General features: G+C 72.1%; 3 protein-coding genes. All 3 read right to left on the bottom strand.

Going from position 1 to position 2167, the window contains the following annotated elements:
- Nucleotides 1-1011: FAD-dependent oxidoreductase (locus tag VFS34_06785; protein HET9794151.1), on the bottom strand; the 1011-nt coding region annotated here is incomplete at its 3' end.
- A gap of 40 nt (nt 1012-1051) precedes the next feature.
- On the bottom strand, nt 1052-1999 hold the full coding sequence (locus tag VFS34_06780; GenBank protein HET9794150.1) for a proline racemase family protein: 948 nt from the start codon (nt 1997-1999) through the stop codon (nt 1052-1054).
- The coding region (locus VFS34_06775) for an aldehyde dehydrogenase family protein (GenBank protein ID HET9794149.1) at nt 1996-2167 on the bottom strand (172 nt) is incomplete at its 5' end. The genes VFS34_06775 and VFS34_06780, both read right to left, overlap by 4 nt.

Below are 2167 nucleotides of genomic sequence, written 5' to 3'. Positions count from 1 at the left end.
GATGCCGAGACCCTCGTGCCCCGCCGCGATCCAGAGGCCTTCGACGCCGTTCCACCTTCCGATCAGCGGGAGCTTGTCCGGCGTCGCGGGCCGGAACCCGATCCACGTGCGGACGGCCGACAGCGCGCGGAGAGAGGGAAGGAATGCGAGCGCCCGCGCGAGCATCCGGGCGAGGACGCGCGGGTTGACGGACGCATCCCATCCCGCGAGCTCCCGCGACGACCCGATCAGCACCTGGCCGGTCGCCCTCGGCTGCACGTTGAAGGCGACGGACTCGGTCGTCATCGCGTGCGCGCTCGCGAGGTAGCCGAGCTCCACGATCTGGTGCCGGCAGAAGCCGGGGTACCGGTCGGTGATCACCAGGTGTCCCTTGCGGGGGGCGATCGGGAGCCCGGGCGTGAGCTCCGCGGCGCGCGCTCCGGCCGCGTTGACGACGACCGGCGCGCGGAAGGCTCCCTCCTTCGTTTCGACCTCTCCGGATCCGATCCCGAGCACGGCCACTTCCGTTCGAACCTCCGTCCCGCGCTCCCGCGCGGAGTCGATCAGCGCCCGCGCCGCCGCCGGAGGGTAGAGAACCGAGTCTCCCGGGACGCGCAGCGCTCCGGCGAGGCCGGGTCGGAGGTTCGGCTCGGCGAGCGCGAGGCGATCCGCCCCGAGGGGCTCGGCGGCGATTCCGTGCGCCTGGTAGCGCGCGCTCCTGGCTTCGACCTCCGCGAGCTGCCGGCGATCCTCGGCGACCCAGAGGGTGCCGCACGGATCCATTTCGCATTCGGCGGGGAGAGATCCCGCCCGTTCCTTCCAGAGGCGGTTCGACCAGGCGGTCAGGGCGAGCTGAGGCTCGGAATCGTCCATCGCGACGAGGTGGCCCATCCCCGCGGCCGTCGTCCCCCCTCCCGGGAAGGCCGCGTCGAGGACGGCGACCCGCATTCCGTCGACCGCCAGGGCCTCGGCGCATGCCGCGCCGACGATCCCGGCGCCGACGACGATCGCGTCGAAGGAACGAGGGGTCATGCGGCCCGAGCGGGAACGAGCGCGGTCTTTCGGGTCTCTCTCATGCGGTCGGAATCCCCAGCCGGAACGGGTCCCGGGGATCGAATCGGAGCGTCGCTTCTCCCGTCACGAACGCGGTGCCGCGCACGTGCGGCACGAGCGTTTCGCCGCTGGCGGAGAGCCATCCCTGGAACAGGCTGCCGATGATGCCCTCCTGCCGCCAGACCTCGCCGAGCGCGAGCCGGCCGCGCGCGTGGAGCGTCGCCATCGTCGCCGAGGTCCCGGTGCCGCACGGGGAGCGGTCGTACGCGGCGCCGGGGCAGAGGACGAAATTCTTCCGATCCGCGTCGGGGCGGTCGCTCTCGCCCAAGAGGATGACGTGATCGACTTCCGCGCCTCCCGCTCCGGTCACGCCGGCGCGGCGAAGCGCTTCTCCGATTCCGCGCGTGATCCGGGTGAGCTCGTCGATGCCGGAGGCGAGGAGCGGCCCTTCCCAGGGAGCGATGAAGAACCAGTTTCCGCCGTAGGCGACGTCGCCGGTGATCCGCCCGACCCCGGGAACCTCGACGACGACGTCGCGCGCATGCAGGAAAGCGGGAACGTTCTCGATCGCCACGGAGCCGTCGGCCGCGAGTTCGGCGCGTACCGTCCCGACCGGCGTGTCGAGCGCGACCGGCCCCGGCGCCAGCCGCCCGAGGTATTCGAGCGTCCGGACGACGCCGATCGTCCCGTGGCCGCACATTCCGAGATACGCCGCGTTGTCGAAGAAGACGACCCCGGCGAGGGAGCCGGGGGAGACCGGGGGCGTGAGGAGCGCGCCGACGACCGCCTCGTGGCCGCGGGGCTCGCAGAGGACGGCGCGCCGGAGCGGATCGAAGCGCTCCTTCATGTCGCGCCGGCGCTCCTCCATCGTGCCGCCCGACGGCTGCGGCCATCCCTCGACGACGACGCGCGTCGGCTCGCCCTCCGTGTGGGAGTCGACGACGCGGATCGATTCGGGAACGGTCACGGATTGATCTGGACGGTCTTGATCTCGGTGTAGAACTCGCGCGCCGCCGATCCCTGTTCGCGGCTCCCGGAGCTCGATCCCTTCATGCCCCCGAACGGCGCGTGCGGGTCGACGCCCGTCGTGTCGCCGTTGACGCGCACGAGCCCGACCTCGATCCTCGGGATGAAG

The organism is Thermoanaerobaculia bacterium (assembly GCA_035717485.1).
Taxonomy (GTDB): Bacteria; Acidobacteriota; Thermoanaerobaculia; order UBA5066; family DATFVB01; genus DATFVB01.
This window is presented reverse-complemented; position numbering and strand designations above follow the sequence as displayed.